General features: G+C 65.8%; 29 protein-coding genes and 1 riboswitch. Of the genes, 1 reads left to right on the forward strand and 28 read right to left on the reverse strand.

Features of this window, described 5'->3' with window-relative positions; translation table 11 throughout:
* A complete protein-coding gene (locus E1N52_RS28560) occupies window positions 1–1,218 on the forward strand; it encodes a Do family serine endopeptidase (protein ID WP_133186210.1) in 1,218 nt (405 codons plus the stop codon).
* 129 nt (window positions 1,219–1,347) lie between these two features.
* On the opposite strand, the gene tatC is transcribed toward E1N52_RS28560, so the two are convergent.
* From tatC to E1N52_RS28700, 28 genes are all read right to left on the reverse strand, one after another.
* Window positions 1,348–2,130, reverse strand: coding sequence for a twin-arginine translocase subunit TatC (tatC, locus tag E1N52_RS28565; RefSeq protein ID WP_110388460.1), 783 nt, complete (start codon window positions 2,128–2,130; stop codon window positions 1,348–1,350).
* A gap of 45 nt (window positions 2,131–2,175) precedes the next feature.
* The gene (tatB, locus tag E1N52_RS28570) at window positions 2,176–2,736 is read right to left on the reverse strand and encodes a Sec-independent protein translocase protein TatB (RefSeq protein ID WP_133186212.1); all 561 of its coding nucleotides are present in this window, start codon (window positions 2,734–2,736) and stop codon (window positions 2,176–2,178) included.
* A 97-nt stretch (window positions 2,737–2,833) separates the two neighbouring features.
* Window positions 2,834–3,076, reverse strand: a complete 243-nt coding sequence (gene tatA / locus E1N52_RS28575; protein ID WP_042269645.1) for a Sec-independent protein translocase subunit TatA — start codon at window positions 3,074–3,076, stop codon at window positions 2,834–2,836.
* A gap of 173 nt (window positions 3,077–3,249) precedes the next feature.
* On the reverse strand, window positions 3,250–3,618 hold the full coding sequence (locus tag E1N52_RS28580) for a histidine triad nucleotide-binding protein (RefSeq protein WP_133186214.1): 369 nt from the start codon (window positions 3,616–3,618) through the stop codon (window positions 3,250–3,252).
* Window positions 3,619–3,659: 41 nt separating this feature from the next.
* On the reverse strand, window positions 3,660–4,052 hold the full coding sequence (locus E1N52_RS28585) for a DUF4870 family protein (RefSeq protein ID WP_028206579.1): 393 nt from the start codon (window positions 4,050–4,052) through the stop codon (window positions 3,660–3,662).
* A gap of 44 nt (window positions 4,053–4,096) precedes the next feature.
* Window positions 4,097–4,465: a phosphoribosyl-ATP diphosphatase gene (locus tag E1N52_RS28590; protein WP_110388464.1), complete on the reverse strand. Its 369-nt coding sequence runs from the start codon at window positions 4,463–4,465 to the stop codon at window positions 4,097–4,099.
* Window positions 4,462–4,899: a phosphoribosyl-AMP cyclohydrolase gene (gene hisI / locus E1N52_RS28595; protein WP_028206577.1), complete on the reverse strand. Its 438-nt coding sequence runs from the start codon at window positions 4,897–4,899 to the stop codon at window positions 4,462–4,464. Before hisI ends, E1N52_RS28590 begins: the two co-directional genes overlap by 4 nt.
* Window positions 4,900–4,903: 4 nt before the next feature.
* Window positions 4,904–5,677 (reverse strand): imidazole glycerol phosphate synthase subunit HisF, encoded by a 774-nt coding sequence (gene hisF, locus E1N52_RS28600; RefSeq protein ID WP_110388502.1) that lies wholly within the window; start codon window positions 5,675–5,677, stop codon window positions 4,904–4,906.
* A gap of 223 nt (window positions 5,678–5,900) precedes the next feature.
* Window positions 5,901–6,653, reverse strand: a complete 753-nt coding sequence (gene hisA, locus E1N52_RS28605) for a 1-(5-phosphoribosyl)-5-[(5-phosphoribosylamino)methylideneamino]imidazole-4-carboxamide isomerase (protein ID WP_069268257.1) — start codon at window positions 6,651–6,653, stop codon at window positions 5,901–5,903.
* Window positions 6,654–6,827: 174 nt separating this feature from the next.
* Entirely contained in the window at window positions 6,828–7,469 is a 642-nt protein-coding gene (gene hisH, locus E1N52_RS28610) for an imidazole glycerol phosphate synthase subunit HisH (protein WP_133186216.1), read from the reverse strand.
* A 256-nt stretch (window positions 7,470–7,725) separates the two neighbouring features.
* Window positions 7,726–8,313, reverse strand: coding sequence for an imidazoleglycerol-phosphate dehydratase HisB (gene hisB / locus E1N52_RS28615; RefSeq protein WP_133186218.1), 588 nt, complete (start codon window positions 8,311–8,313; stop codon window positions 7,726–7,728).
* A gap of 54 nt (window positions 8,314–8,367) precedes the next feature.
* Entirely contained in the window at window positions 8,368–9,444 is a 1,077-nt protein-coding gene (gene hisC / locus E1N52_RS28620; RefSeq protein ID WP_133186220.1) for a histidinol-phosphate transaminase, read from the reverse strand.
* A 187-nt stretch (window positions 9,445–9,631) separates the two neighbouring features.
* Window positions 9,632–10,951 (reverse strand): histidinol dehydrogenase, encoded by a 1,320-nt coding sequence (hisD, locus tag E1N52_RS28625; RefSeq protein WP_133186222.1) that lies wholly within the window; start codon window positions 10,949–10,951, stop codon window positions 9,632–9,634.
* Between the two features lie 98 nt (window positions 10,952–11,049).
* Complete coding sequence (gene hisG / locus E1N52_RS28630) at window positions 11,050–11,748, reverse strand: ATP phosphoribosyltransferase (RefSeq protein WP_133186224.1); 699 nt, start codon at window positions 11,746–11,748, stop codon at window positions 11,050–11,052.
* Window positions 11,745–13,007, reverse strand: a complete 1,263-nt coding sequence (gene murA / locus E1N52_RS28635) for a UDP-N-acetylglucosamine 1-carboxyvinyltransferase (protein WP_133186226.1) — start codon at window positions 13,005–13,007, stop codon at window positions 11,745–11,747. The genes hisG and murA overlap by 4 nt, the downstream gene beginning before the upstream one ends.
* A gap of 108 nt (window positions 13,008–13,115) precedes the next feature.
* A complete protein-coding gene (locus tag E1N52_RS28640; protein WP_028206568.1) occupies window positions 13,116–13,355 on the reverse strand; it encodes a BolA family protein in 240 nt (79 codons plus the stop codon).
* Between the two features lie 15 nt (window positions 13,356–13,370).
* Entirely contained in the window at window positions 13,371–14,126 is a 756-nt protein-coding gene (locus E1N52_RS28645; protein WP_042269663.1) for an ABC transporter permease, read from the reverse strand.
* On the reverse strand, window positions 14,123–15,049 hold the full coding sequence (locus tag E1N52_RS28650) for an ABC transporter ATP-binding protein (RefSeq protein ID WP_133186228.1): 927 nt from the start codon (window positions 15,047–15,049) through the stop codon (window positions 14,123–14,125). Before E1N52_RS28650 ends, E1N52_RS28645 begins: the two co-directional genes overlap by 4 nt.
* Before the next feature lie 277 nt (window positions 15,050–15,326).
* Complete coding sequence (locus E1N52_RS28655) at window positions 15,327–15,599, reverse strand: STAS domain-containing protein (protein WP_133186230.1); 273 nt, start codon at window positions 15,597–15,599, stop codon at window positions 15,327–15,329.
* Entirely contained in the window at window positions 15,596–16,228 is a 633-nt protein-coding gene (locus E1N52_RS28660) for an MlaC/ttg2D family ABC transporter substrate-binding protein (protein WP_133186232.1), read from the reverse strand. The genes E1N52_RS28655 and E1N52_RS28660 overlap by 4 nt, the downstream gene beginning before the upstream one ends.
* Window positions 16,229–16,406: 178 nt before the next feature.
* Entirely contained in the window at window positions 16,407–17,423 is a 1,017-nt protein-coding gene (locus tag E1N52_RS28665) for an MlaA family lipoprotein (protein ID WP_133186234.1), read from the reverse strand.
* Window positions 17,424–17,439: 16 nt separating this feature from the next.
* Complete coding sequence (gene mlaD, locus E1N52_RS28670) at window positions 17,440–18,027, reverse strand: outer membrane lipid asymmetry maintenance protein MlaD (RefSeq protein WP_205965677.1); 588 nt, start codon at window positions 18,025–18,027, stop codon at window positions 17,440–17,442.
* A gap of 67 nt (window positions 18,028–18,094) precedes the next feature.
* Window positions 18,095–18,871, reverse strand: coding sequence for a lipid asymmetry maintenance ABC transporter permease subunit MlaE (gene mlaE, locus E1N52_RS28675; RefSeq protein WP_133186238.1), 777 nt, complete (start codon window positions 18,869–18,871; stop codon window positions 18,095–18,097).
* Window positions 18,868–19,689 (reverse strand): ABC transporter ATP-binding protein, encoded by an 822-nt coding sequence (locus E1N52_RS28680; RefSeq protein WP_133186240.1) that lies wholly within the window; start codon window positions 19,687–19,689, stop codon window positions 18,868–18,870. Before E1N52_RS28680 ends, mlaE begins: the two co-directional genes overlap by 4 nt.
* A gap of 170 nt (window positions 19,690–19,859) precedes the next feature.
* Window positions 19,860–20,972, reverse strand: coding sequence for a thiamine phosphate synthase (gene thiE, locus E1N52_RS28685; RefSeq protein WP_133186242.1), 1,113 nt, complete (start codon window positions 20,970–20,972; stop codon window positions 19,860–19,862).
* Window positions 20,969–21,784, reverse strand: coding sequence for a thiazole synthase (locus E1N52_RS28690; protein WP_133186244.1), 816 nt, complete (start codon window positions 21,782–21,784; stop codon window positions 20,969–20,971). Before E1N52_RS28690 ends, thiE begins: the two co-directional genes overlap by 4 nt.
* Window positions 21,785–21,864: 80 nt before the next feature.
* Entirely contained in the window at window positions 21,865–22,062 is a 198-nt protein-coding gene (gene thiS / locus E1N52_RS28695) for a sulfur carrier protein ThiS (RefSeq protein ID WP_133186246.1), read from the reverse strand.
* A gap of 42 nt (window positions 22,063–22,104) precedes the next feature.
* Window positions 22,105–23,253 (reverse strand): FAD-dependent oxidoreductase, encoded by a 1,149-nt coding sequence (locus tag E1N52_RS28700; RefSeq protein ID WP_133186248.1) that lies wholly within the window; start codon window positions 23,251–23,253, stop codon window positions 22,105–22,107.
* 264 nt (window positions 23,254–23,517) lie between these two features.
* A riboswitch (TPP riboswitch) is annotated at window positions 23,518–23,632 on the reverse strand.
* Window positions 23,633–23,897: the final 265 nt, after the last annotated feature.

Consider the following 23,897-nt stretch of genomic DNA (forward strand, 5'->3'; position numbering starts at 1 on the left):
ATGCTTAGACGCTTTTGGCTGTTCTTCGCCCAGGCGGTGACGGTCCTGCTGGCGTTGATGTTCATCATCGCCACGCTCAAACCGCAGTGGCTGCAGCACCAGGGGCAGTTCGGCAAACAGCTTGCCGAGCCGATCGTTGCACTGCGGGAAGTGGCGCCAGGCATCGGTGGAGGCGCCGCCCAGGGCTCCTATGCGGACGCCGCCCAGAAGGCAATGCCCGCGGTCGTCAACGTGTTCTCGAGCAAGGATGGGTCGCTGCCGCCCGACCCCCGCCAGAACGATCCGCTATTTCGCTACTTCTTCGGCGATCGCAACAAAAACCAGAAGCAGCAGGAGCAGCCTGCCGCCAACCTCGGTTCGGGCGTCATTGTCAGTCCGGACGGTTACATTCTAACGAACCAGCACGTAATCGACGGCGCAGACCAGATCGAAATCGCGCTTTCCGACGGCCGCACCACCAACGCCAAGGTGATCGGCATCGACCCGGAAACCGATCTCGCGGTGCTCAAGATCAATCTGCCGAACCTGCCCACCATCACGCTCGGCCGCATGGACCAGACGCGCGTGGGCGACGTCGTGCTCGCCATCGGCAACCCGTTCGGCGTGGGCCAGACGGTCACGATGGGCATCATCAGCGCGCTGGGCCGCAATCACCTCGGCATCAACACGTTCGAGAACTTCATCCAAACGGACGCGCCGATCAATCCGGGCAATTCGGGCGGCGCGCTCGTCGACGTGAACGGCAACCTGCTCGGCATCAACACGGCCATCTACTCGCGCTCGGGCGGCTCGCTCGGCATCGGCTTCGCGATCCCCGTTTCCACGGCGCGCAGCGTGCTGGAGAGCATCATCACTTCGGGTTCGGTCACGCGCGGCTGGATCGGCGTGGAGCCACAGGACGTGACGCCGGAGATCGCCGATTCGTTCGGGCTGAAGGAGAAGTCGGGTGCGATCGTCGCGGGCGTGCTGCAGGGCGGCCCCGCCGACAAGGCCGGCATCAAGCCGGGCGACGTCCTGACCTCGGTGAACGGTGAGGCCATCACCGACACCACGCGCCTTTTGAACGTCATCGCGCAGATCAAGCCGGGCACGGACGCGAAGATCCACCTCGTGCGCAAGAACAGGGACATGGATCTCGACGTGCTGATCGGCAAGCGCCCGCCGCCGCCGAAGCAGCCGGCACAGGAAGACGGCGAAGGCGACGACGACGGCGGTTGATATCTCACCGCGGGCAGGGCATCGCGCCCTGCCCGCGTCTGGGCTCACAACCGGAAAAACGAAAAGGCCGCGAACGTGGGTTCGCGGCCTTTTGCTTTCCTGCGGCTTTTCTCCGCCAAGCCAGCGGGGCTAGCTCGCCGCCTGGCTCTCGTCCGCGGGCTTCTTCTCGCCCGTACCGATGAAGATACGCGCCGCGATGATGCCCGCCTCGTAGAGGAGGATGAGCGGCAGCGCGAGAATGAGTTGCGAGAACACGTCCGGCGGCGTCACCACGGCCGCGACGATGAACGCGCCGACGATCACGTAGGGGCGGATCTGCTTGAGCTTCTTCACGGTGACCACGCCCATGCGCACGAGCAGCACGACGATGATCGGCACCTCGAAGGTCACGCCGAACGCGATGAACATGGTGAGCACGAAGCTCAGGTAATTGTCGATGTCGGTCGTCATCTCCGCGCCGAGCGGCGCGTTGTAGTGCGCCATCACGCGGAAGATGGTCGGGAACACCACGAAATACGCGAACGCCATGCCGCACAGGAAGAGCGTGTAGCTGCTCGCCACGAGCGGCGCGACGAGCTTCTTTTCGTGCTGGTATAGGCCAGGGGCCACGAACGCCCAGATCTGGTAGAGCACGACCGGCAGCGCGATCACGAAGGCCACGAGCATCGTGACCTTCATGGGCACGAAGAACGAGCCGGTCACGTCGGTGACGATCATCTTGCCGTCGCGCGGCAGGTTCTGCATGAGCGGACGCGCAAGCAGACGGAATATGTCGGGCGCCCAGTAGACGAGCCCGACGAACACGACGATCACGGCAATGCCTGCGCGAATGATACGGTCGCGCAGCTCGACGAGATGGGAAATGAAGGTCTCTTCGGAGCCTTCTTCCAGTTTTTGCTGGGGGTCGCTCACACCGGCCCTCTGTTGGAAATGGACATGCGCAAAGGCGGATCCGCGTCAGAAGAACCGCGTGGGCCGGCGCAAGCTCGCCGGCGTGTGCTGTGCCACGCGTGCAGCGCCCGATTGCACCCGCATGCGGCGCAGCGTGGCGCGTTTGTACCAGACAGGCGCGGCGCTCTGCTTCACGCGCCAGTTCTTGCGTTTCGCGCCGCTCGCGCCCGCGTTGCCGGAGCGCCATCCCGATTGCGTGGCGACGCCGTCCATGGCATTGGCGGCAGCGCCTTCCAGGCTGGCAGGATCCGCGCCGCCTGCGATGCTCGGCGACACCGACGTACCCGCGTTCCACGCGTCGTTCAACTCGGTTTCATGCTTGCGCAGATTGTCCTGAACGTTCTTCTCGACGTTCTGCGCCGCCGCTTCGAACTCGGTCTTCATGCGGCGCAACTCATCGAGTTCGATCTCGCGCGTGACTTCCGCCTTGACGTCGTTGATATAGCGCTGCGCGCGTCCGAACAGCGCGCCCGCCGTGCGGGCGACACGCGGCAGCCGCTCCGGCCCGAGAACGACCAGCGCAACGACGCCGATCAGCGCCATCTTGGTTAAGCCGAGATCGAGCATGAATGGAGTTTTCCGTCAGCCTTGGCTGCCTTGGTGGAAACAAGCGGGAAACAAGCGGAAAAACACGTGGCGGCGAAGAAAACGGCCGCCACGCGTTTTAGCGGTAGTCGTTCGAGCGCTGCGTCTTGTCCTTGGCTTCGACGTCGACTGCACCGCCGTCGGCCGGGAGTTCGCGCTTCTGCGTGTCGGCACCGGCGCCTTCGCTCTCGCGCATGCCTTCCTTGAAACCCTTCACCGCACCGCCCAGATCGCTACCGATATTGCGCAGCTTCTTGGTGCCGAAGACGAGCGCAACGATCAACAAGACGATCAGCCAGTGCCAAATGCTCAACGAACCCATGATTGACTCTCTCCTTAACCCCGCCGCCGCGCGAGGTGCGCGACGCGATAAATTGTGCCTGTTCGATGTTGCATGGACGTGGCGTGCGACCCTTTAGTGCAACCCTTTAGCGCGACGCTCTAGTGAAACTCACGCCATCCGTCATTTATACCGACTTTCACCGCCGCCGGCACTCAGCCCATGCGGTGCCACGGACGCGGCCCAGCCAGCAAATGCGCGTGCAGATGGTAGACCTCCTGCCCGCCGCCCGGCCCCGTATTCACCACCGTGCGAAACCCGGTTTCGCCGCCCGTGTACGAAACGCCCAACTCCTTGGCGAGCCGTGCGACCAATACAAACATTCTACCAAGCAGCGGTGCGTCGTTTTCACCGCAATCGGCAAGGGTGGAAATATGCTGGCGCGGAATCACGAGGACGTGTGTTTCGGCTGCTGGGCGGATGTCGCGGAAGGCGACGAACTCGTCGTCCTCGTACACCCGCGTGCTTGGAATATGGCCGTCGGCGATCTTGCAGAAGAGACAGGTGCTGCGGTCGTGACTCATGGTGCTCCTGGTGAGCAAAGCCGCAAGCGCGCCCGTTGCCCTCAAAACCAGGCGCGCGGGTTGTGCAGCGGCTTGTTGTCGTACAAGTACAGCCAGCCTTTGATGATACGGTACAACGTCCAGATTGCGACAGCCCACAAAATTGGAATACCGACCAGCACGAAGATGAGCACGCCGCCGATCAGATGGCCGGCCAGTCCGAGCCAGAACGTGCGGATTTGCCACGTGAAGTGCTGCTCATAGGGCGTGCCGAGCGCTTCGTCGCGTTTGAGGTAATTCAGGATGATCGCCACCAGCACCGAAATGCCGCCGGTCAGCCAGTACACCGCATAGAGCGCGTACAGCACGTGCGTGAAAGTGCGCAGGCTGCGCAAACGGTCCGCGTCGACGCCGTTGCGGTACGAAGGGGGCGGATAGTCGCCAGACGTGGACATGTGGTTCATCTCCCTCTGTAGAACGATGTACGCGGCGCAGTGCCTCAGTCGCCGTTCTCTTCGCGCTCGCGGCTCTTGCGCAGCGCCTTTTCTTCGAGACCCGAAAGGCCTTCGCGGCGTTCCAGCTCAGCGAGCACGTCGGCGGGACTCAGATCAAAGTGCGAGAGCGTGACGAGGCAATGGAACCACAGGTCGGCCATCTCGCCGACCAGCGCCTTCGGTGCGCCGCCTTGCCGCACGTCCTTCGCGGCCAGCACGACTTCGGTCGCCTCTTCGCCGACTTTCTTGAGCACCGCGTCGTCGCCCTTGTGAAAGAGGCGCGCGACGTAGGAGGCGTCCGGATCGCCGCCCTTGCGGCTGTCGATCACCGCCGCGAGGCGCAGCAGGGTGTCGTTGGTGTTCAGTTGCGTCATTTGTAGATGTGTTCGGGGTCTTTCAGCACCGGGTCGACGGCCACCCAGCGGCCTTCGTCGACGGTGCCTTCGAATTGCTGGAAAAAGCACGAGTGGCGGCCCGTGTGGCACGCGATGCCCGAGACCTGCTCGATCTTGAGCAGCACGACGTCTTCGTCGCAGTCGAGGCGGATGTCGCTCACGTGCTGCACGTGGCCCGACTCCTCACCCTTGAACCACAGGCGCTGGCGCGAGCGCGAGAAGTACACGGCGCGGCGCAGCTCGACGGTCTTGGCGAGCGCTTCGCGGTTCATCCACGCGAACATCAGCACGTCGCCCGTGGTGGCTTCCTGCGCGATCACGGGCACGAGGCCGTTGGCGTCCCAGTTGACCTTGTCGAGCCAGTTGGCATTGGCAAGGTCGTTGTCGGGTTTGCCGGTTTGAGTGTTGCTCATCGCGTTACATCCTCACCGAAATGCCCTGGTCGGCCATGAAGCGCTTCGCCTCGCCCACCGTGTGCTCGCCATAGTGGAAGATGCTCGCGGCCAGCACGGCGTCGGCATGGCCCTTGACGATGCCGTCCGCGAGATCCTGCAGGCCGCCCACGCCGCCCGAGGCGATTACGGGAATCGGCACCGCGTCGGACACCGCGCACGTGAGGTCGAGGTCGAAGCCGCTCTTCGTGCCGTCGCGGTCCATGCTCGTGAGCAGGATTTCGCCCGCGCCCAGCTCGGCCATCTTGCGCGCCCATTCCACGGCGTCGATGCCCGTGGCCTTGCGCCCGCCGTGCGTGAACACTTCCCAGCGCGCGGGTTCGCCCGGTGCCGAAGTCCGCTTCGCGTCGATGGCGACGACGATGCACTGCGAGCCGTATTTGTCGGCGGAATCGCGCACGAGCTGCGGATTGGCGACCGCCGACGAGTTCATGCTGACCTTGTCCGCGCCGGCGTTGAGCAGGCGCCGCACGTCCGCCACGGCGCGCACGCCGCCGCCCACGGTGAGCGGAATGAAGACCTGCGAAGCCACCGCCTCGATGATCGGCAGGATCAGGTCGCGCTGGTCGGAGGTCGCGGTGATGTCGAGGAACGTGAGTTCGTCTGCGCCCTGGTCGTCGTAGCGGCGCGCGATTTCGACGGGGTCGCCCGCGTCGCGCAGTTCGACGAAATTGACGCCCTTGACGACGCGCCCGGCGGTGACGTCGAGGCAGGGGATGATGCGTTTGGGTAGAGCCATGATCTTGCCGAAGTTGCCAGTCGGTGTGTGTGCGGCGAGCACCTTTCGCGAGAAGGCTGCCGGCCCCGGTTCGGGCGTGGCGCGCAGCCCATTGTCGCGCGCTTTGCGCCCTGCCTTGCGCCTCGAGGCGAAATTATCCCGCGCGAGCGCCAGTCCCCATCGAGATGGCGGCGCAGCGCCAAAAACAAAAGGCCTCCAGTGACGGAGGCCGGCATTCGACGCTTTACGCGTCGTCCGATTCGCGCAGGCTGTCTGCGCGCGTTTGTGCGGCGGCGAAATCGAGGTCGCCCGAGTAGATCGCGCGGCCGCAGATCACGCCTTCCACGCCTTCGTCCTCGACTTCGCACAGTGCGTCGATATCGCCGAGATTGGAAAGCCCGCCGCTCGCGATGATCGGAATCTTCACCGCGCGCGCGAGGCGCACCGTCGCTTCGATGTTGATGCCCTGAAGCATGCCGTCCCGGCCGATGTCGGTGTAGATGATCGACTCGACGCCGTAGTCCTCGAACTTGCGCGCGAGGTCGACGACTTCGTGACCGGTGAGCTTGCTCCAGCCGTCGGTCGCGACCTTGCCGTCTTTCGCGTCGAGGCCCACGATGATATGGCCCCCGAATGCGGTGCACGCTTCCTGGAGGAAGCCCGGATTCTTCACGGCGGCGGTGCCGATGATCACATAGGACAGGCCGTCGTCGAGATAACGCTCGATGGTGTCGAGGTCGCGGATGCCGCCGCCGAGCTGCACGGGGATCTCGTCGCCGACTTCGCGGATGATCTCGCGAATCGCGTCTTCGTTCTTCGGCTTGCCGGCGAACGCGCCGTTGAGGTCGACGAGGTGCAGGCGCCGCGCGCCGCGCTCGACCCAGTGTCGGGCCATAGCCGCCGGTTCCTCGGAGAAAATCGTCGCCTGGTCCATATCGCCTTGTTTGAGGCGCACGCAGTGACCGTCTTTGAGATCGATGGCCGGAATCAGCAGCATAGCTTCGGGTGTATCTGGGAATGAGGTTGAAGTCTGCAGCGCCGGCGGAAAAAAGGCCCGATCCGACGCCGTTTCGCTAGTTTAGTACAACTCTTTCGGCGGCCTTGCTGTCGCAAATCGAATGCCGCAATCCTCGTGCGCGAAGACGGCAGCGAGCGTCAGCGCCGCAGGAAATCAGGGGTTCCAGTGGACGAAGTTGCGATAGACGCGCAAGCCCGCAGCGGCGCTCTTTTCCGGGTGGAATTGGGTGGCGAAGATGTTATCCCGCGCCACTGCCGAGGTAAAGGGCGCGCCGTACGGCGTTTCGCCCACGGTGTGCGCGTCATCCGCCGGAACCACATAGTAGCTGTGCACGAAGTAGAAGAAGCTTTCGTCCGGCACGCCGTCCCACAGCGCGTGCGCGCGAGCCTGGCGCACGCGGTTCCAGCCCATTTGCGGGACCTTGAAGCGCGAGCCGTCGTCCTGCAGCTGGCCTTCCAGATCGAAGCGCACGACCTTGCCGGGCAACAGGCCGAGGCCCTTCGTGTCGCCTTCCGCACTCCAGTCGAACAGCATTTGCTCGCCCACGCACACACCCATGAGCGGCTTCGTGCGCGAGGCTTCGAGCACGGCGTCCTGCAGGCCCGACTCGGCAAGGCTGCGCATGCAGTCGGGCATCGCACCCTGCCCCGGCAGCACCACACGGTCGGCGGCACGAATCGCCTCGGGACGCTCGACGATGGCCACGTCCGCTTCCGGCGCGGCCTGCCTCAGCGCCTGGGCCACCGAACGCAGGTTGCCCATTCCATAGTCAACAATCGCAATTGAAGTTTTCATCTCGAATCCGGCCTGCTCAAAAGGCCTTGCCCTTGGCTGTGTGGACGCATGCGCGCCGCGATGTGCCCTGATCTGCCTTCGAAGCCGTCAATGTACGCCAGTCGGCGCGTGCGAGCCCATAAGCCGAATGGCTAATGTGGCGCGCACGCCGCATGTGGGCGACGGCCCCGGCGCGGCGCGCCCGAAGTCCTGCTCCGGCACGCGCCGGCACAGTGCGCGCAACGCGGCCCGCCTTCTGGTCGGTGAGAGGCGTCGCTTAGAGGCTGCCCTTCGTCGACGGAATCTTGCCCGCCTGACGTTCGTCCAGTTCGGCGGCCTGGCGCAGCGCGCGGCCGAATGCCTTGAACACGGTTTCCATCTGATGGTGCGCGTTGAGGCCGCGCAGATTGTCGATGTGCAGCGTCACGCCCGCATGGTTCACGAAGCCGCGGAAAAATTCGATCGAGAGGTCGACGTCGAACGTGCCGATGCGCGCGCGCGTGAACGGCACGTGGAACTCGAGGCCCGGACGGCCGGAGAAGTCGATCACGACGCGCGAGAGCGCTTCGTCGAGCGGCACATAGGCGTGGCCGTATCGGCGAATGCCCTTCTTGTCGCCGATGGCCTGCGCCACCGCCTGGCCGAGCGTGATGCCGACGTCTTCCACCGTATGGTGGTCGTCGATATGCGTGTCGCCATGCGCCTCGATCTCGAGATCGATCAGACCGTGTCGTGCGATCTGGTCGAGCATGTGGTCGAGAAACGGCACGCCGGTCGCGAGCTTTTGCTCGCCGGTGCCGTCCAGATTGAGTTTCACGCGGATTTGCGTTTCGCTTGTGTTGCGAACGACTTGCGCGACGCGCATGGCAATTTCCTTCAAACAGCCCGTAACAGGAGAGTGGGAGAACGAAGCTTCGGCCTAACGCAGCACGAGCTTCAGGGCAGCGAGCAATTGCGCGTTTTCGTCGGGGGTGCCAACGGTCAGGCGCACACAGTTCGCAAGCAATGGGTGCATTTTACCCACGTTTTTGATCAGAATCCGGGCAGACAGCAGCGTGTCAAAAACCGCCGCCGCGTCGGGCACGCGCACGAGCAGGAAATTGCCCGCACTTTCGAACACCTCGGCGCCCGGCAGCTTCGCCACTTCAGCGGCCAGCGTCGCCCGTTGCGCGCGCAATTCGGCGGCCTGCGCATCGAGCACGTCGACATGGTCGAGCAGTAGATCCGCCGCCGCTTGCGTGAGGACGTTCACGTTGTAGGGCGGACGCACCTTGTCGAACTCGTTGAGCCACGAGGGACGCCCGGCCAGATAGCCGAGGCGGATGCCTGCGAGCCCGAGCTTCGACATCGTGCGCATCACAACCACGTTGTCGAACTCGCCCGCGCGCGGCATCCAGCTTTGCATCGCGAACGGCTGGTAGGCCTCGTCGATCACCACGAGGCTCTTCGCCTCTTCAGCAGCTGCGATCACACGCTCGATGTCGGCGTCGTCGAACAGCGTGCCCGTCGGATTGTTCGGGTAGGCCAGCCAGACCACGGCGGGCGTGTGCTCCGCGATGGCCGCAAGCGTCGCTTCTAGGTCGAGCGTGAAGTCGGTCTTCAGCGGCACGCCGACGAACTCCAGCTGCGCGAACTTCGCCGACATTGCATACATGACGAAGCCCGGCACCGGCGCGAGCACCTTCGCGCCCGGCTTCGCGCACGCCATCGTGATCATGCTGATGATCTCGTCCGAGCCGTTGCCGAGCAGTACGTCGCAGTCGGCGGGCACGCGCATCGTCTCTTTGAGCTTCGCGATCAGCGCTTCGGGGCGCGGCGCGGGATAGCGGTTGAGCGCGACCGCCGCGAGGCGCTCGCCCAGAAGCGCGGCAAGGTCGGCGGGCAGGGCAAACGGATTCTCCATGGCGTCGAGCTTCACGAAACCGGAAGCGTCGGGCACGGGGTAACTCGTCATCGCGAGCACGTCGCGACGGATGATGTCTTGTGGTGTCGTCATGTCGAAAGGCGGCTCGCGAAAAGCGGGGCCGCCGGCACGGGCAGCTCGGCAAGCCGGCTGCCCTGGTTATCGTCGTGGTCTCTGCTGCGCGTGGGTCAAACTGAAGGCCAACTGCTGCGTCCCGCGCGGCGTCTCCATGCTGCGCGGCGGCTCGTTCAACCGGCTTCTGCCGGTTGCGAGGCGTGCCTTACACCTGCTTCATGCGGAATTCGGCGCTGCGCGCGTGGGCCTGCAGGCCTTCGCCGTAAGCCAGCTCGGCCGCGATCTCGCCGAGCGTTTGCGCGCCTTCCGCGCTCACCTCGATGAGGCTCGAACGCTTGATGAAATCATAGACGCCAAGCGGCGACGAGAAACGTGCGGTACGAGACGTAGGCAACACGTGATTCGGCCCCGCGCAGTAGTCGCCGAGGCTTTCGCTCGTGTAGCGGCCAAGGAAGATCGCGCCCGCGTGGCGGATTTCGGCGCCCCACTTCTGCGGCTCCAGCGCCGAAATTTCGAGGTGCTCCGGCGCGATCTCGTTGGCGATGGCGCAGGCCTCGGCCATGTCGCGCACCTTCACGAGCGCGCCGCGGTTCGTGAGCGACGTGGCGATGACTTCGGCGCGCGGCATGGCGGGCAGCATCTCGTCGATGGCGTCTTCCACGCGCTTGATGAAGCCTTGGTCCGGGCACAGCAGGATGGACTGCGCGAGCTCGTCGTGCTCGGCCTGCGAGAACAGGTCCATAGCCACCCAGCGCGGATCGGTCGTGCCGTCGCAAATCACGAGAATTTCCGAGGGGCCCGCGATCATGTCGATGCCGACCGTGCCGAACACGCGGCGCTTGGCCGAAGCGACATAGGCGTTGCCCGGGCCGCAAATCTTGTCGACGGCCGGGATCGTATCCGTGCCGTACGCGAGCGCCGCCACGGCCTGCGCACCGCCGATCGTGAACACGCGATCGACGCCGCCGAGCAGCGCCGCCGCCAGCACGAGCGGGTTCTTCACGCCGTCCGGCGTGGGCACGACCATGATGATTTCGCGCACGCCCGCGACCCGCGCGGGAATCGCGTTCATCAGCACGGACGACGGATACGCGGCCTTGCCGCCGGGCACATAAAGGCCCACGCGGTCGAGCGGCGTGACCTTCTGGCCGAGCACCGTGCCGTCGGATTCGGTGTATTGCCAGCTATGCGAACCGCATTCGATGCGCTGCTTCTCGTGGTAGCCGCGCACGCGCGCCGCCGCCGCTTCGAGCGCCGCGCGCTGCTTGGGCTCGAGGCTCTCCAGCGCCGCTTCGAGTTCGCTGAACGGCAGTTCGAGCGCCGCGACGCTCGGGGCGGCCAGGCGGTCGAAGCGGTTGGTGTAGTCGAGCACGGCGGCGTCGCCGCGCGCCTTCACATCGGCGAGAATCTGCGCGACGGAGCGCTCGATGGCCTCGTCCTCGCTCGCCTCGAAGGCGAGCACCGCGTGCAGCGCCTTTTTGAAGCCTTCGGCGCTGGAATCGAGTTTGCGCATCGTGATAGCCATGCTGGTATCCATCCGTTACGTTTGTGCGCGCCGCGCCGTTTGAGGCGCACTGCGCGCGAGGCGGCGCGTCATTGCGCCTGCCCTTTGCTCCTGATCTGTCAGCTCGCCTGCGTGCCGCGCGACGCGCGTTCGAACGCGTCGATGATCGGCCGCAGCGCGGCGCGCTTGAGCTTGAGCGCCGCCTGATTCACGACGAGGCGCGACGAGATCTCCATGATCTCCTCGACCTCGACCAGATTGTTCGCGCGCAGCGTGCCGCCCGTGCTGACGAGGTCGACGATCGCGTCGGCGAGACCCACGAGCGGCGCGAGTTCCATCGAGCCGTACAGCTTGATGAGGTCGACGTGCACGCCCTTGGCTGCAAAGTGCTGGCGCGCGGCTTCCGTGTACTTGGTCGCCACGCGCAGGCGCGCGCCCTGGCGCACCGCATTCGCGTAGTCGAAACCGCCCTTCACGGCCACCGAAAGACGGCAGCGCGCGATGTCGAGATCGATCGGCTGATACAGGCCGCCGCCGCCGTGCTCGTTGAGCACGTCCTTGCCCGCCACGCCGAAGTCGGCCGCGCCGTACTCCACGTAGGTGGGCACGTCGGTCGCGCGCACGATGATCACGCGCAGGTTCGGGTCGGTGGTCGGCAGGATGAGCTTGCGCGAGGTTTCCGGGTCTTCAGTCACATGCACGCCGGCTGCGGCGAGAAGCGGCATCGTCTCTTCGAAGATGCGGCCTTTCGAGAGCGCAAGCGTGAGCGGCGCGCTGGCCGCGGCCGCCGGCGTGGGCTTGGACTCGACCGTGCTCATTGCGCGCTCCCCTTGATCCGCTTCACGTTCGCGCCGATCTTCGTGAGCTTCTCTTCCATGCGGTCGTAGCCGCGGTCGAGGTGATAGATGCGGTCGATCAGCGTTTCGCCGTCAGCGCAAAGACCCGCGATCACGAGGCTGGCCGATGCGCGCAGGTCGGTTGCCATCACCTTCGCGCCCGAGAGCTTCTCGACACCGGCGACGAGCGCCGTCTTGCCGTCGATCGTGATGTGGGCGCCCAGGCGATTCAGTTCCTGCACGTGCATGAAGCGGTTTTCGAAGATGTTTTCGACCACTTGCGAGGTGCCGTCCGCGATCGTGTTGAGCGCCATGAACTGCGCCTGCATGTCGGTCGGGAACGCCGGGTATTCGGAGGTGCGCACGTTCACGGCGCGCGCGCGCTCGTGCATGCGCACGCGCATCCAGTCGTCGCCCTCTTCGATCGTCACGCCGGCTTCGCGTAGCTTGTCGGTGACGGCGTCGAGGATGTGCGGACGCACGTGGCGCAGCGTGACGTCGCCGCCCGCGGCCGCGACCGCGCACAGGAACGTGCCCGCTTCGATACGGTCCGGAATGACGGTGTGGTGCGCGCCGTGGAGCTTGTCCACGCCCTGGATCACGAGGCGGTCCGTGCCGATGCCTTCGATCTTGGCGCCCATCGCCACGAGCAGGTGCGCGAGGTCGCCCACTTCGGGCTCGCGCGCGGCGTTCTCGATCACCGTTTCGCCCTCGGCGAGCACGGCGGCCATCAGCAGGTTTTCCGTGCCGGTGACCGTGATCATGTCGGTGACGATGCGCGCGCCCTTCAGGCGCTTCGCGCGCGCCTCGATGAAGCCGTGCTCGATGTTGATCTCGGCGCCCATTGCCTGCAGGCCCTTGATGTGCTGGTCCACGGGGCGCGCGCCGATCGCGCAGCCGCCCGGCAGCGACACCTTCGCCTCGCCAAAGCGCGCGACGAGCGGCCCGAGCACGAGGATCGACGCGCGCATGGTCTTCACGAGCTCATACGGCGCGACGAGATTGTTCACCTTCGAGGCGTCGAGCTGCACGCGCGCGCCATGCTGCTCGGTGCGCACGCCCATCTGGCCAAGCAGCTTGAGCGTGGTGCGCACGTCCTGAAGGTCGGGCACGTTGTCGAGATGAACGGGTTCCGCGCTCAGAAGGCCTGCGCAGAGAATGGGCAGCGCCGCATTCTTTGCACCGGAAACAGCCACTTCCCCTGCGAGCTTCTGCCCGCCGACGATGACGAGTTTATCCATGCCTGAGGTTTCCTGATCGGTGCGGCCGGCTTGCGGGGTCGCTTGATGTTGAGCTGCGCCGCTCGCGGCGGCGTCTTTGTCCTGGGTGATTCGCACTGAGATTCCAGATTATGCGTTCTGCCATTCGGCGGGCGTGAGCGTCTTCATGCTGAGCGCGTGGATTTCCTCGCGCATGCGGTCGCCGAGCGCCGCGTAGACGAGCTGATGGCGCTGGATCAAGCGCTTGCCGTCGAATGCTGAGGAGACGATCGTCGCGAAGAAGTGCTGGCCATCGCCTTCGACTTCGAGGTGCTCGCACGCGAGCCCAGCCGAGATGTACTGCTTGATCTGTTCCGGAGTCGGCAACATGAGTATGGCTCCTGCTTAGTGACGCAGCTTGTACCCGCTCGCGAGCAAACGCATGGCGAGCGTGGCCAGCGCCACGAAAAACACGAAAACGATCGAAAGGCTCACGAGCGGGTTGATGTCGGACAGGCCGAAGAACCCAAAGCGGAAGCCATCGATCATGTAAAAGAACGGATTGAGCCGCGACACTTCGCGCCACAGGGGCGGCAGCGTATGCGTCGAATAAAACACGCCCGAAAGAAACGTGAGCGGCATGATGAGAAAGTTCTGAAACGCCGCGAGCTGGTCGAACTTCTCCGCCCAGATCCCGGCGATCAGGCCGAGCGTGCCGAGGATCGCCGAGCCGAGCACCGCGAACGCGAGGATGTAGAACGGCGCGGCGAAGCTCATCGGAATGAACCAGATCGTCACGACGAACACGCCCGCGCCAACGGCGAGGCCGCGCACGATCGAAGCGAGCACGTAAGCACCGAACATCTCCCATGCAGCGAGCGGCGGCAACAGCACGAATACGAGATTGCCCGTGATCTTCGACTGGATCAACGACGACGAGCTATTCGCAAAGGCGTTCTGCAACACACTCATCATCACGAGGCCGGGAATCAGGAAGCTCGTGTACTCCACGCCAGGATACACCTCGACGTGGCCGCGCAGCGCATGGCCGAAGATCGTGAGATAGAGCAGCGCGGTAATGACGGGCGCAAGCACGGTCTGGAAGGCGACCTTCCAGAAACGCAGCACTTCCTTGTAGAACAGCGTACGAAAACCGCTCATGCGAGACCCTCGACCACTTCAGGACCGTTCATCACCTGCACGAAGACATCCTCCAGATCGGCCTTGCGCACTTCCACTTCCTCGAGCTTGCAGCCGTTCGCGCGGCACCTGGCCAGGATGCGCTCCACGTCGTCGTAGCTCGCAAGGCGCAGCAGATGCTGGTGCGGGCTGGCGTTGGAAGGATCGACTTCGAGCGCGCGCAGATCGCTCGGCAGCGCGCCTTCCGAGAAGCGCAGGAACAGCTGCGTGCCCGCGAAGCGCTGCAGCAGCGCGCTCGTGCGCTCCAGCGCGACCATCTCGCCGCGCCGGAGCATGGCGATGCGGTCGCACAACTGCTCGGCTTCTTCGAGATAGTGCGTGGTGAGCACGATGGTGTGCCCTTCGCGGTTCAGGCGCGCGATGAACTTCCAGAGCGTCTGGCGCAGTTCCACGTCCACGCCGGCGGTGGGTTCGTCGAGCACGATCACGGGCGGCCGGTGCACGAGCGCCTGCGCCACGAGCACGCGGCGCTTCATGCCGCCGGACAGCGCGCGCATGTTCACGTCGGCTTTCTCGGTGAGATCGAGATTGGCCATGACTTCGTCGATCCACGCGTCGTTGTTGCGCAGGCCGAAGTAGCCGGACTGGATGCGCAGTGTCTCGCGGACGGTAAAGAACGGATCGAACACCAGTTCCTGCGGCACGACGCCGAGGTTGCGGCGCGCGTTGCGGTAGTCGGCGACGACATCGTGGCCGCGTACGGCGATCGAGCCCTCGTCCGCGCGCGCTAGGCCGGCAAGAATGCTGATGAGCGTCGTCTTGCCCGCGCCGTTCGGGCCGAGCAGCCCGAAGAACTCGCCGTCTTCGACCGTGAAGCTGACGCCCTTGAGCGCCTGAAGCGACTTGTAGCGCTTCTTGACGTTACGGATTTCTATGGCTGGCATGACTAATACGCCGCCCGTTTGCGAACGGCGCGGCTCAAGAGTGCATCAATGCTGCGGGGAGGACCGGAATTGGGGACGGCTTATGAGGCCGGCTTTGCTGTCTCAGTGCACGCTTAGTACATACCAAGCGGTGCTTTTTGCGCAGAGGCAGCGCCCAAAAAACGGTTGATTATAGGCCAAGTCGGAAAGCGCGGCCTGGCCCTGGAGGGGAACGGCGTCGGCCCGGCAGTGCGGCGTGATACCGCTCGAACGCTAGCGTCCGGCCAGGCGACGCGGGTCAATGTCGCTCGTTGAGAAGCGTATCGACGCCGTAGGCGCGCGCGAGAGAGGCGAGCGCGGGGGGCATATTGAGCACAGCGAGGGGAGCGCCGCGCTCACGCGCGGCACGCTGCCATGCGATCAGCACGGCGAGCGCCGACGAATCGAACTGGGTGAGCGCCGCGCAGTCGACGGCGGTTGCGCCCGCCGAGATCTGCGCGAACCCGGCCGAGAGCGCGGCCTTTGCGCTCTCGTGGGTCAGGTTGGCGCCGGTAGCGAAGCGCTCGCTCACGAGGTCGCCTTACCCGATGCGAGTTGCTCGTTACGCTGCGTGAGGAACTGGATCAGGCCGTCCACGCCGCCTTGCTGGATCTTTTCCTGGAACTGCTGCTGGTACGCCTGGATGAGCCACGCGCCAAGCACGTTGATGTCATACACGCGCCAGCCTTGCGGCGTCTTGTAGAGACGGTAGTCGAGCTCGATCGGCTGGCCACCGTTCATGACCGTCGAACGGACCACGACGTCGGTGTCGTCCGGGTTCGCGCGGAACGGCTTGTACTGGATCTGCTGGTCGCGCACCTGGGCGAGCGCGCCCGAGTACGTGCGGATCAGCAGCGTCTTGAACTGCTCGATGACCTGTTGTTGCTGCTCCGGCGTAGCCGTGCGCCAGTTGCGGCCCATTGCGAGCTGCGTGGTGCGGCGGAAGTCGGTGTACGGCAGGATCTTTTCGTTCACGAGCTGCGTGATCTTGCTGATGTCGCCGGACTGGATGGACTTGTCACCCTTGATCTGGCTCATGACCTGCTGCGTGACCGTCTGGACCATCGCGTCGGGATTGCTGCTGTCTACCGTCTGGGCGAACGCGCCGCCGGCAAACGAAAGAAACATGGCGAAAAACGGGTACAGAAAGAATTTTTTCATATCGAGTCCTGCTAGTTGGGGGACATCGCCCCGTTGGAGCCAACGATATCACGCGAGATCTATCCCGCTATGTCAAAAACTGCCAGCAAAGTGCGACAAGCGTTTCTGCTTGTTACGTCAGACGTATAGGTCAGACGAACGCTCCGGCGAGGCGTTTCACCACGCCGGAGCGCAGCGCTCAGCGCAGACGCAGCATGCTCGGGAAGCCGATGCGCGCGGGCGGGATCATCTGGTCGCCCGGCACCGTGGTTTCCGAGGCGCCCGCCGGCGCCGCGGCGCCAGCCGGGCCTTCCAGCGTGGCCGGAGCGGTCATTGCGCCGGGGGTTGCGGGCACTGTGCTGGCCCCATTCGGCGTGGCCGCAGGCGCAGTGCCCGAAGCGGGAGCCGCTGCACCGGCAGCCGCACCCGAAGCGGGAGCCGACGCACCGGCAGCCGCGCCTTCGTCGGTGTCGTCGTACTTCGGCAGCGGCGCGCCATCGCCGTAATCCGGCAGGTTACTGTCAGACGACGCACGGCCATCCGACAGCAGGTAGCGACGGCGCTGCAGATAGGCGTTGCGGATGAACGAGTACTTGTCGATCGCCGCGCCTTCGAGCAGGTCGCTCGCGCCAAGCAGGTTGGCGCGCGTGCTCACCACGTTCAGGCCGTAAAGGCCCCACGACAGCGCGGCCGGATCCACATAGGTGAGCGGATTGATGAAGTAGTTGGGCACGAGGCCCACGCCGTCACGCACCGTGCTCGGACCGAACAGGGGCAGCACGAGGTACGGGCCGGGCGGCACGCCATAGTGGCCGAGCGTGAGACCGAAGTCCTGGTTGTGCTTGGGCAGCTTCGCGAGCGTCGCGACGTCGAACAGGCCGCCCAGGCCGAAGACCGTGTTGATCACGATCCGCATGATGTCCTCGACACCATCGGTGATCTTCAGCTGCAAGAAGTTGTTCGCGGCGTTGTACACGTCGCCGATGTTCGCGAAGAAGTTCGTCACGCTGTCGCGCACGGGCTGTGGCGTCACCTTCACGTAGCCCTGCGCAACCGGCTTGAGCGCGTACGTGTCAACCTTGTCGTTGAACGTGTACACCGTGCGGTTGAACCCTTCCCATGGATCTTCCTTCGACGGCGTCTGCACCGTCGAACATCCCCCGAGTGCAAGCGCTGCGACGCCAAGCGTGATGGCGCGCATGCGTATGGTCGTCATTCTCTTTTTCTCCTTCTTATTGGGCCGCCGAAGCCGCCGGTGCCGCCGAAGCAGCCGGTGCAGGCGCCGGGGCCGGTGCGGGCGCGGGTGCCGCAGCAGGCGCCGCATCCGTGCTCGCGCCGCTGGACGGCTTCGCGGCGCCCGAATCGGCCGCCTTGCTATAGAGGAACTGGCCGATCAGGTTCTCGAGCACGATGGCGGACTGCGTCATCGAAATCGTGTCGCCAGCCTTGAGCATTTCCGAATCGCCGCCCGGCTCGAGGCCGATGTACTGCTCGCCGAGCAGACCGGACGTCAGGATCTTCGCCGACGTGTCCTTCGGAAACTGGTACTGCTGGTCGAGGTTGATCGTCACCAGCGCCTGATACGTGTTGGAGTCGAAGCCGATCGAGGCCACCCGGCCCACGGTCACGCCCGCGCTCTTCACCGGCGCGCGCGGCTTCAGGCCGCCGATATTGTCGAACTTGAGCTTCACCGGGTAGGTGGACTGGAACGACAGCGAACTCATGTTGCCGGCCTTCAGCGCGAGAAACAGCAGCGCGATAAAGCCCAGCACCACAAACAGGCCGACCCAGAAGTCGAGAGCATTCTTTTTCATCGTCATCCCAATGAGAATCCGTTGCGGCGTCGCTCACATGCGCGCCGCGCCGCCGGGTCGCTGCCCGGCGTCTTTAGCTGAACATCAGCGCGGTGAGCAGGAAGTCGAGGCCGAGCACCGCGAGCGACGCGTACACGACCGTCTTGGTGGTCGCGCGCGACACGCCCTCGGGCGTGGGCTTCGCCTCATAGCCCTGATAGAGCGCGGTGAACGTCACGGCAAAGCCGAACACGATGCTTTTCACCACGCCGTTGCCCACGTCGGTCCAGACGTCCACGCCGCCCTGCATTTGCGACCAGAACGCGCCGGCGTCCACGCCGATCAGCACCACGCCCACCACGTAGCCGCCCAGAATGCCGACCGCGCTGAAGATGGCCGCGAGGATCGGCATGGCGATCACGCCCGCCCACATGCGCGGCGCGACCACCACGCGCACGGGGTCCACCGCCATCATCTCCATGGCCGTGAGCTGCTCGCCCGCCTTCATGAGGCCGATCTCGGCCGTGAGCGACGTGCCCGCGCGGCCCGCGAACAGCAGCGCGGTGACGACGGGCCCGAGCTCACGCACGAGCGAAAGCGCGACCAGCAGCCCGAGCGCCTGCTCGGAGCCGTAGCGGTTGAGCGTGTAATAGCCCTGCAGCCCGAGCACGAAGCCCACGAACAGGCCCGACACGGCAATGATCAAGAGCGAATAATTGCCGACGAAGTGGATCTGCTTCGTGACAAGACGCGGCCGGCGCAGCAGCGGGAAGAATTCGAGGACGAGCCGCACGAAAAAGCGCGTGGCATGCCCCGCGCGCGCGATCGTTTCGAGCACGGTGCGCCCGATCGAACTGATGGCGCCGATCATGAGCGGCCTCCGCCAATGCCGAAGTCCGCTTCGAGCGGCAAGTTCGACGGGTAATGGAACCGGAACGGGCCGTCCGGCGCGCCGTCGATGAACTGGCGCACGATCGGGTCGGTCGAGGCGCGCAGCTCGGCCGGCGTGCCCTGTGCCTGCACCTGGCCGTTGGCCATGAAATACACGTAGTCGGCGATCGCGAACGACTCGGGCACGTCGTGCGTGACGAGGATCGAGGTTGCGCCGAGCGCGTCGTTGAGCGTGCGGATGAGGTTCGCGGTGATGCCGAGCGAAATCGGGTCGAGACCCGCGAACGGCTCGTCGTACATCATGAGTTCGGGATCGAGCGCGATGGCGCGCGCAAGCGCCACGCGACGCGCCATGCCGCCGGAGATTTCCGAAGGCGCCAGGTCGCGCGCGCCACGCAGGCCGACGGCGTTGAGCTTCATGAGCACGAGGTCGCGGATCAGCTCTTCAGGCAGGTCGGTGTGCTCGCGCAGGGCGAACGCGACGTTCTCGAACACCGACATGTCGGTGAAGAGCGCGCCGAACTGGAAGAGCATGCCCATCTTGCGGCGCAGGGCGTAGAGGCCGTCGCGCGATTGCGCGCCGACGTCCTGGCCGCCGAACAGCACCTGGCCGCGCTGGGCGCGAACGAGGCCGCCGATCAGACGCAGCACTGTCGTTTTTCCGCCACCGGAACCGCCCATCACTGCCACTACCCGACCGCGCGGGAAGCGCATGTTCAGGCCGGACAGGACGAGCCGGTCGCCGTAGCCGAAGTCGACGTCGCGCAGCTCCAGTAGGGTCTCAGAGGTTGAGGGCACGTGGTCTGACAGTCCATTTACACGAAGGCGGGATTATAGGGCCATCGTGGAAAACCTGCCGTGACGCCCCTAGTCCCGTTGATGTAAGCCGCAATCGCCCGCTGCTGCGGGTTGCGGCCCCCTCGGCCCCGGGTCGCGCACGAGGCGCAGCCCGATGCCAGGGCGGACCATTATTGCGTAAACGCGTTGCGCAATGCAGCAACCGCGGCAGCCGGGTCGGCCGCCTCGGTCACGGCGCGCACTACCGCCGCGCTGCCGGCGCCCGTGGCGAGCACTTCGGGCAGCACATTGCCGTCGATGCCGCCGATCGCCACCATCGGCACGACGCCGTCCAGCAGCTTCACGTAGCGGGCGAGGCGCGCGAGGCCCTGGGGGGCCGTGGGCATGGCCTTGGTCGTGGTGGCGAAGACGGCGCCGCACGCAAGGTAGCTCGGACGGAAATGAAGCGCCGTGAGCATTTCGAAGTAGCCGTGCGTCGAGAGGCCGAGACGCACGCCAGCCGCCGCGATCGCGCCGAGGTCGGCTTCGCGCAGATCTTCCTGGCCGAGGTGCACGCCATAAGCGCCGGCCGCGACGGCCTCCTGCCAGTGATCGTTGATGAAAAGCTGCGCGTCGTGCTTGCGCCCCGCCGCGACGCAGCGCTCGATTTCGCTCGCGAGCGCTGCAGACTTCGGCTGCTTGCTGCGCAGCTGCACCGTCTTCACGCCGTAGTCGAGCACGCGCTCGACCCAGTCGGCCGTGGGCAGTACCGGATACAAGCCAAGCTTTGCGGGACACGGCGCAAACGGCTGCGCGGGCGCGGCGGGCAGGCCCAGCACGCGCGGAAAACGCTTGATGTCGACGGGCCAGGCGTCGGCCTGCTGCTCGTCGCCGTCGCGCCAGGCGAGCGCGAGCACGAGCGCGTCGTGCGGATCGAAGCCGCAGTCGAGGAAGGCCGCCAGCGCCGGGATCCAGTCCTCCGCCAGTTCGCCTTCGAGCGCGTAACGCTCGCCGCCCAGATGCAGCGTGGCGCGCGCCGCCTTCGGGTTTTCGCCCGCGGCTTCGATCACGCCCGCGCCGTCGGTCATCCAGCGTGCGATGTTGGCGAGATGCGGCGCCGCGTCGGTCACGACGATCAGATCGCCGCCATTGGGCGCGTCGGGCGGCGTGAGACAGATGCGCCACGGCGCGTGCGTGGGCTGCCAGTCGCCCAGGCGCGCGCGGATGCGCTCGGCCGTTTCGGTGAGCTCGTCGGCGGGCGGCCAGAACAGTTCGCGGTCCTGCAGTCGCAGCGTCTCAGTCATCGCTTGTCTCCATCCTGGTGCCAGAAAGGCATGCCGACGACGGGCGTGCTCGCGACCGCCGCTTCGCGCTCGGCCATCGGTCCGGCGAGAAACGCGGCGCGCCCCGCCTCCACGCCCAGCGCGAACGCGCGCGCCATCGCCTCGGGGTGCGTGGCCTGCGATACGGCCGTGTTGAGCAGCACGCCGTCGAAGCCCCACTCCATCACCTGGCACGCGTGCGAAGGCACGCCCAGGCCCGCGTCGACGATGAGCGGCACATCGGGCAAGCGCTCGCGCAGCACGCGCAAGCCGTAGGGGTTGATCACGCCCTTGCCGGTGCCGATCGGCGCGCCCCATGGCATCAGCGCCTCGCAACCCGCGTCGAGCAGACGCCGGCCGATCACGAGATCCTCGGTGCAATACGGCAGCACCTTGAAGCCGTCCTTCACGAGACGCGACGCGGCCTCGATCAGGCCGACCGGGTCGGGCTGCAGCGTGTAGTCGTCGCCGATCAGTTCGAGCTTGATCCAGTCGGTTTCGAAGACTTCGCGCGCCATGTGCGCCGTCGTCACCGCCTCGTTGACGGTGAGGCAGCCGGCCGTGTTCGGCAGGAGCGGCACGCCGTGACCCTTGAGCAGGTCGAAGAAGCCGGCCTCGGCGGTGCCCTCGTTCATCTGGCGGCGCAGCGCGACGGTGATCATGCCGGGGCGCGCGGCGGCCATCGAGTCGGCGAGCGACTGCAGCGACGGATAGCGCGACGTGCCGAGCAGCACGCGGCTCGCGAAGGTTTCGCCGTAGAGCGTGAGCGCGTCGGCGGTAGAAGTGGTGGTCATGGGTTGGAATCCTTGGCGGTGTCGTGAAAGCGCTCGCCGTATATGCGATGCGCGCGACCGGTGGCTTGGGCGAGCGAGGCTCAGCCGCCGGCCACGGGGCTCACGACGTCGAGGCGGTCGCCCGCCTGGAGCGAGCGCGCGCCATGCTGGGTGCGCGCCACGAAATCGCCGTTCAGCGCGACGGCGAACGGCGGACGCGCGCCAAATGCGGCGAGCGCATCGGCGACAGTCGCACCCTCGGGCAGCGTGATCGGCTTCTGGTTGATTTGAATGTCCATGGCAAATACGTTCTCAAACTGCGGATTGTTTCTGGTGAGGCGTCAGGCCGGCTCGTGCGCGCCCTGCGCGTGCAGCATGTCGCCCCAGCGCGACGCGCGGCGCAGCGACTCGAAAGAATCGGCGTCGCTTACGCGGCCGTCGAGCAGCGCCTGGGCGAAGCGCGCGGCTTCGTCGGCGACTTCCGGCGCGATCATGAAGCCGTGCCGATAGAGGCCGTTCACGCGCAGCGTGGTCTTGCCGTCCCAGATGAGCGCCGGGCGGTGGTCGGGCAGCGTCGGGCGGCACTGCGTGTTCAACTCGAGGATGCGCGCCTCGCCGAACGCCGGATGCACCGCAAACGCCGCGCTCAGCAGTTCGAGCGCCGAGCGCACGCTCACGGGCGAACGGTCCTCGCCTTCGATCTCGGTCGCGCCGATCACGAAGACATCGTTTTCCTTGGGCGCGATATAGAGCGGATAGCGCGGATGCAGGAGCCGCACCGGGCGCGTGAGCGTGATGCCCGGCGCGTGCACGCGCGCGACTTCGCCGCGAATGCCGCGCAAACCCGGCAGCGAAGGTTTGGCGCCCAGCCCGCGGCAGTCGATCGTCACGCGCGCGGGCGGCGGATTGGCCTCGTCGACCGTGGTGTGCCAGTGGGTTTCCACGCCACGCGCGGCGAGACCCGCCGCCAGCGCGGCCAGGGCCTGGCGATTGTCGAGCTGGCCCTCGCCTTCGAGCAGCCAGCCGCGTGCGAAGCGCCCGGCGAGTGCCGGTTCGGCGGCGTCGAGCTGCGCACCGGCGAGCGAGACGAAGTTGGCGTCGGCGAGAGAACGCGGCGCGTTGGCGCGCACGCGTCGCTCGAAGAGCGGCGCTTCGGTGCGATCGGCGCTATGCCAGACCACGAGTGTGCCGTTGCGCTGGAAGAACACGGGCTCCGGCAACTCGGCCAGGATGCGCGGCCAGGTTTCGAGCGACGCGACGCCAAGCTCGGTAATGAGCATCTCGGCGACAGCGGCCTCCGCGAGCGGCGCGAGCATGGCCGCCGCGACCCAGGCCGCGGCTTCGCCGCCTTCGGGGCCGCCGCGCTCGTAAAGCGCGACGCGATGGCCCTCGCCGGCAAGACGCCATGCGACGAGCCGGCCGCTCAGGCCACCGCCGAGCACGGCGAAGTCGGGCACGTTGCCCACGCTATGGTTGCGGGCGCGGCTCATGACGACGCTCCCTCAGGCGAGGCGAACGGCAAGGCGAACGCGATAAAAATCGGGGAACAAAGAGAATAGGCGGTCATCGTATCCTTTCCGTACGGCAGCAGCAGACGTACCCAAGGACGAAACCGGCTGGCAAGGCCGACCGTGGAGGCTATGCGGCGCAGACGGCCCGATACGGAATGCGTATACGAACCCAAGCGCCCAAAGCGCAGCCCGGCGGGAATCCTGGCGCCCCCGCCTTTTCAAAACCCAGGCTGGGCGCTCCGGTAAGACTTTCTGGAAACTTCCCGCGCCGGTATTACCCGGATCGGGTGCAAAGGGTTTCTCTCAGCCTCACTGGCGGCATGCCCGGCATACCGGTGAAGCACCCCTGTTTCGTCAACGACGATTAGACCACAAAACGCGCGCCGCTCGCAAACCTCGGCGGAGCCGGGAGTGCTCGTCTGGCACAATGCCCTGAACCCGTCTCTTTCGCCTCGCAGGCCCGCGCGGTGAGACAATGGGCGCCACGCTACGGCCGCGCCGGCGTGCGCTTTTGTCTCGACGCCAGGCGCCGCTTTTGGCTCCGCCTTCGAGCCGTTAAGACTCACTTAAGCGCCCGACGACAGAATCGCTGCAAAAATCGCTGCAACGCTGCCGCCGTGCGG

This window comes from Paraburkholderia guartelaensis (assembly GCF_004353905.1).
Taxonomy (GTDB): Bacteria; Pseudomonadota; Gammaproteobacteria; order Burkholderiales; family Burkholderiaceae; genus Paraburkholderia; species Paraburkholderia guartelaensis.